Below are 4,624 nucleotides of genomic sequence, written 5' to 3' on the forward strand. Positions count from 1 at the left end.
TGCGCAACATGCGCAACAAGCAAATGGAATGGTTGCAGTTGAGCAACAAAGAGCCATACAAGAAGTTCAGGCCGCGATGGTGATAGCTAAAAAATTCCCGCGTGACCCCATCACTGCAATGGACAGAATTTTGCAGGCATGTACACGCCCTACTCTTGCTGAAAGTGCCTTGTATTCTTACTCACGAGGCGGCGCTGAAGTGACAGGACCAAGCATCAGGTTAGCTGAGGCCGTTGCTCAAAACTGGGGAAATATACAGTTTGGTATACGCGAGCTTGAACAAAAAAACGGTGAATCGTCTGTTGAAGCGTTCGCGTGGGATATTGAAACAAACACACGTCAAGTTAAGACCTTTACTGTTCCGCATGTTCGATTTACGCGACAGGGAAAGAAAAAGCTGGAAGATCCACGCGATATCTACGAAATGGTGGCAAACCAAGGATCAAGGCGTTTGCGGGCGTGTATTTTAGGGGTGATACCCGGTGATGTTATCGAAGCGGCAGTTAATCAGTGTGATGTGACACTCAGAAGCAATGCTGATACATCCCCTGACGCTATTAAGAAAATGATTGCAGTATTCAAGGATGAATTTGGTGTTACCAGTGAGCAAATTCAGAAGCGCATACAGTGCCGTGTTGAAGCCATGCGCCCCGCTCAAATGGTCCAGATGAAGAAAATCTATGCAAGCTTACGTGATGGTATGTCAAGTGTAGACGATTGGTTTGAGAAACCCGAAACCACTCAAAATAAAGTTGACGAACTAAATAACATGGGGAATTCAACCAATGAAAGAGGAACAGAATAAATATGTTGATGATCAATGCAATGCCTGTAAGTGCATACATTTTAGCTGGCGTTGGAAGACTGCAAACAATGAATTCTTAACTCCGGCTGAAATGAATACAGATCATCTATTTCATACTTTACGCGTAATCTGGAATAACTTCATGCCAGCTCACGTACATGTCGGAAAAGTAAAATTTTACGAATTTAGCCCTTTTTATACAAAAGAATACATGTCACAAGCAATTAAGCACTTAGCAAGAGAATTGAGTACACGCAAAGACATGCGGCTTATTCATAAAATTGAAATTGAACAAATGCTCTATTACCTGACAAATCCAATTTGTCAACATTATTTAAAAGGGAATCCAATCAATGAGCGAGGAAACGAATAAATATATTGGCAAGCCATGCCCTAAGGGACACACTCTCAGATACATAGCAAACGGGAATTGTGTTGAATGTCAGATTGCCGGTCAGAAGAAAGCAAAATCCCAACCCCAAAAACAAAAGCGAGAAAGTAAAAATAAAGTCAATCCCGATGATTTTACCCATTGTGTATTCATTATTGGAAATCCTGAAAGAGTGAGAAATTAAATTAATGAGGCAATAATGACCGAATCTCAAATAAATATTATTTTATCCGGCAAAGCAATTCCAACAGATATTTTTCCAAATGAAGAACTTGAACACTATTTCGCGAGAAAGTACAGAGCAAAAGTGAAAGAGTTTATCGAATTAGCAAATGAAAATAATAAACTAGCACAAGAAAGCAGGAGATTAAAGAAACGACTAGCTAAAGTCAATCGCCGCAATAAATATCTAAAAAAAGTTCTATTTGCCGGTGCATTTATTATGAAAGGCATTGTTCATAAATACGCATACGCTCTCAATGTTGGTACAGAAACACATGCAAATGAATTTATCGATGAAGCTGAAAAATTAACAGGTAAAAAATTACCGAAGTTTATTTAATGAGGTGAATATGACTCAGAAAACACCTTGGAATCCAAGCCGGAAAGCAATACTTAAAGTAAAAAATCCCCTTCCCCCGCCAGAAATATGTAATTATTGTGGTTCACAAGTAAAAATAGTCAATCACAAAGAAATATATGGTGGAAAAAGTTTTGGAAATTGGCCGTGGTCTTATTTATGTAGTTGCTGCGGTGCATATGTCGGCATGCACCCTTTTACTAATATCCCGCTAGGAACACTAGCGGACGCTGAAACTCGCAATGCAAGGAAGCAATGCAAGCCTTATTTCGAAAGACTATGGAAATTTAATGGCGCTATTTTTAGTCGCACGGATGCTTATAATTGGCTTGCAAATAAATTAGGAATCAAAACATGTGAATGTCACTTCGGCTGGTTCGATATTGATACATGCTACAGAGCCAAAGAAATATGCAAGCAAAAAATATTGAGGTGTAATTATGAATGAGACGAAAGAAATGCCTATTATTTTCAACTCAGAGATGGTCCGTGCTATTTTAGATGGCAGGAAAACTCAAACGAGAAGAATAGTAAAACGTCAGTATATCAGTCACAAACAAGAATTAAGATTGTGCGATGATGGATATTTTTATTGGTGGATGAAAGACGCCGAAACACATCAACCTAGGCGGGTTTCATGCCCGTTCGGAAAAACTGGCGATCGGCTGTGGGTGAGGGAGACATTTCAAGGCCCATTTGTCGATTATAATGATTCACATGATTTGTTCAAAAATCCCGAATCATATCAAAAACCAGAAAATTGTATCTATCGTGCTGATTGCGGGCAATATCCATCATTTTACGATGCTGATGACAATCTCCGCCAGGGTTGGCGAGCGGCAATTCACATGCCGCGCTGGGCTAGTCGTATCACTCTTGAAATCACAGATATTCGTGTCGAAAGGCTAAATGAAATCAGTGAAGAGGATGCAATAGCGGAGGGTTGTTATACAGATGATGAATATGGGTTCAATGCGCAACCAAGACTCTGGCCCTGCCAAAAGTGCCAAGGAGATCAAACATACGCAGCATATGCGAACGGTGTTTATTACGTTGATTGTAGAGAATGCGACACAGCAAAAAAGCGCTTTAAACTGCTATGGGAATCAATCTACGGCTTTAATTCATTTGACAATAAGCATGTCTGGGTAATTGAATTCAAGATTATTGAAAAAAGGTAACAATCATGACTAAAAATACAGAGTCTTTAATATCTGCATGTCACGAATTAGCAAGAACAGCGAAATGTGATGACTATTTAACTTTAAATGAGATTGCTGATAAGATTAAATATCTTGAAGAGCAAAACAAAAATCTTATTGTTAAAAATAATGCATTACAATCTACAATAAGGGTAATTAATCGTGTTAAAACTAATACTATCTGAAAGAGAAATAACAATGAATGATTGTCTTTGTCATCACTTTTATTTTATCTGGAAACGAATGTTCAAGCGTTACATGATAAACACACTAGCGTCACGCGGCGCTAGTTTATCAGAAGCAAAAGAAATTGCTGAGTGTGAGATTGAATCATATTCTAGAAAAGATGAAGACTGGAAATATATTCATCCGCATGATGCCGCGCAAGAATCATTATCTTATTGGAGTGATTAAAGTGGAAATAAGATTAGATAAATATGTCATCACATCAGATGAATATCAGTTCATTCTTAATGAAATTAAAATAAACAGGGAGGGTAAAAATATTGGTCAAGAGCGATTACAAACAATCGGATATTATCCCAGACTAGAGTTATTAATTAAGAAGTTAATTTTATTAGAAATTCGTCGTGATGATATTAAATCACTTCAAGAGATGAGTGATAAAATTAATCAATTTGCAACAGAAATTTCATTGAAAATAAAGTAGCTCAATATGTTAGTCCCGGCCGATACACCTGTCGGCTGGTTCAAGTATTTTAAAGGAAATAAAACATCATGAAAAACACTCTTGAGGATTTAAATAATCATCTTTTTTCTCAATTAGAGCGGCTATCTGACGAAGAGCTGTCCGGTGAAAAGTTAGATTCAGAAATTCGTCGAGCAAAAGCAGTATCAAATACAGCAGCGCAAATTATACATAACGGAAAATTAGCGTTGGATGTTCAAAAGGCATTGGGCAATCAGGAAATCAAATCAGCTCCAAAATATCTAGAGGGGAGAAAATGATATATACAAATGAAATGAAAAGCTGGATGAAAGAGAATTATTTATTGTCGTTAAACGAACTCACAGCACAGTTTAATCAGCATTTTTCTGTCAATCGCTCAAGCGAATCTATTCACGGATTCAGGAAAAGACTGGGGTTGCGTACCGGCAGAACCGGACAGTTTATTAAAGGAAACCAACCGCACAATATAGGTACAAAAGGGTTAATGAAGTGTAATTCGGGGTCATTTAAAAAAGGCCAAATAACGTGGAATACGCGAGAACTAGGAACTGAGCGGGTTGATATTCACGGCTATGTTTATATAAAAGTAGCAAATCCCAATATTTGGCGACTTAAGCACCACGTTATTTGGGAAGAATGTCGCGGAAAACTGCTTGAAAATAGCATTCTTATTTTCAAAGATAACAACTCGTTGAACTGTCAGATCGATAATTTACTGATGATTACTCGCGAGGAGAATGCAATATTAAATAAAAGTTACCCATCAACACCATCAGTCTATAAACATGCAGCCGTTAATCTAGCGCGTATAAAAATAGCTATTAAAGAAAAAACAAGAGTAAAACATCATGAAACTAATCAGCTTAATAAAGCCAATTAAGGTTAACTACTTTGGCATTGAATTATCAGCCCCTCATTGGACTAAATTTATAGCAACGGATGAGTCTGGATTAGT

Annotated in this window: 11 protein-coding genes; all 11 read left to right on the plus strand. The window is 37.7% G+C overall.

Annotation, left to right across the window (positions count from 1 at the left end; genetic code table 11):
* A partial coding sequence (locus ACGF5R_RS23505) for a hypothetical protein (RefSeq protein WP_387693016.1) occupies positions 1-805 on the plus strand: 805 nt, incomplete at its 5' end.
* Positions 786-1,178, plus strand: a complete 393-nt coding sequence (locus tag ACGF5R_RS23510; protein WP_262981507.1) for a hypothetical protein — start codon at positions 786-788, stop codon at positions 1,176-1,178. The genes ACGF5R_RS23505 and ACGF5R_RS23510, both read left to right, overlap by 20 nt.
* Positions 1,159-1,380: a hypothetical protein gene (locus ACGF5R_RS23515; protein ID WP_262981506.1), complete on the plus strand. Its 222-nt coding sequence runs from the start codon at positions 1,159-1,161 to the stop codon at positions 1,378-1,380. Before ACGF5R_RS23510 ends, ACGF5R_RS23515 begins: the two co-directional genes overlap by 20 nt.
* Before the next feature lie 15 nt (positions 1,381-1,395).
* On the plus strand, positions 1,396-1,758 hold the full coding sequence (locus ACGF5R_RS23520) for a hypothetical protein (RefSeq protein ID WP_262981505.1): 363 nt from the start codon (positions 1,396-1,398) through the stop codon (positions 1,756-1,758).
* Between the two features lie 10 nt (positions 1,759-1,768).
* Positions 1,769-2,224: a zinc-finger-containing protein gene (locus tag ACGF5R_RS23525; protein ID WP_387693019.1), complete on the plus strand. Its 456-nt coding sequence runs from the start codon at positions 1,769-1,771 to the stop codon at positions 2,222-2,224.
* Positions 2,217-2,957: a hypothetical protein gene (locus tag ACGF5R_RS23530; RefSeq protein WP_387693021.1), complete on the plus strand. Its 741-nt coding sequence runs from the start codon at positions 2,217-2,219 to the stop codon at positions 2,955-2,957. Before ACGF5R_RS23525 ends, ACGF5R_RS23530 begins: the two co-directional genes overlap by 8 nt.
* A 5-nt stretch (positions 2,958-2,962) precedes the next feature.
* Positions 2,963-3,163: a hypothetical protein gene (locus ACGF5R_RS23535; protein ID WP_387693023.1), complete on the plus strand. Its 201-nt coding sequence runs from the start codon at positions 2,963-2,965 to the stop codon at positions 3,161-3,163.
* Positions 3,164-3,221: 58 nt separating this feature from the next.
* Positions 3,222-3,392 (plus strand): hypothetical protein, encoded by a 171-nt coding sequence (locus ACGF5R_RS23540; protein WP_387693025.1) that lies wholly within the window; start codon positions 3,222-3,224, stop codon positions 3,390-3,392.
* Between the two features lies 1 nt (position 3,393).
* The gene (locus tag ACGF5R_RS23545; protein ID WP_387693027.1) at positions 3,394-3,648 is read left to right on the plus strand and encodes a DUF5405 family protein; all 255 of its coding nucleotides are present in this window, start codon (positions 3,394-3,396) and stop codon (positions 3,646-3,648) included.
* A gap of 68 nt (positions 3,649-3,716) precedes the next feature.
* Entirely contained in the window at positions 3,717-3,947 is a 231-nt protein-coding gene (locus tag ACGF5R_RS23550; protein WP_387693029.1) for a hypothetical protein, read from the plus strand.
* Entirely contained in the window at positions 3,944-4,549 is a 606-nt protein-coding gene (locus ACGF5R_RS23555; protein WP_387693030.1) for an HNH endonuclease signature motif containing protein, read from the plus strand. Before ACGF5R_RS23550 ends, ACGF5R_RS23555 begins: the two co-directional genes overlap by 4 nt.
* The last annotated feature ends 75 nt before the right edge of the window (positions 4,550-4,624 follow it).

Origin of the sequence: Photorhabdus sp. RM71S (assembly GCF_042879355.1) — a bacterium.
In the GTDB taxonomy this organism is placed as follows: Bacteria; Pseudomonadota; Gammaproteobacteria; order Enterobacterales; family Enterobacteriaceae; genus Photorhabdus; species Photorhabdus kayaii.

Coding starts and splice junctions, on each gene's coding strand:
- ACGF5R_RS23510 (WP_262981507.1), top strand. CDS start 786: ATGAAAGAGGAACAGAATAAATATGTTGATGATCAATGCAATGCCTGT.
- ACGF5R_RS23515 (WP_262981506.1), top strand. CDS start 1,159: ATGAGCGAGGAAACGAATAAATATATTGGCAAGCCATGCCCTAAGGGA.
- ACGF5R_RS23520 (WP_262981505.1), top strand. CDS start 1,396: ATGACCGAATCTCAAATAAATATTATTTTATCCGGCAAAGCAATTCCA.
- ACGF5R_RS23525 (WP_387693019.1), top strand. CDS start 1,769: ATGACTCAGAAAACACCTTGGAATCCAAGCCGGAAAGCAATACTTAAA.
- ACGF5R_RS23530 (WP_387693021.1), top strand. CDS start 2,217: ATGAATGAGACGAAAGAAATGCCTATTATTTTCAACTCAGAGATGGTC.
- ACGF5R_RS23535 (WP_387693023.1), top strand. CDS start 2,963: ATGACTAAAAATACAGAGTCTTTAATATCTGCATGTCACGAATTAGCA.
- ACGF5R_RS23540 (WP_387693025.1), top strand. CDS start 3,222: ATGTTCAAGCGTTACATGATAAACACACTAGCGTCACGCGGCGCTAGT.
- ACGF5R_RS23550 (WP_387693029.1), top strand. CDS start 3,717: ATGAAAAACACTCTTGAGGATTTAAATAATCATCTTTTTTCTCAATTA.
- ACGF5R_RS23555 (WP_387693030.1), top strand. CDS start 3,944: ATGATATATACAAATGAAATGAAAAGCTGGATGAAAGAGAATTATTTA.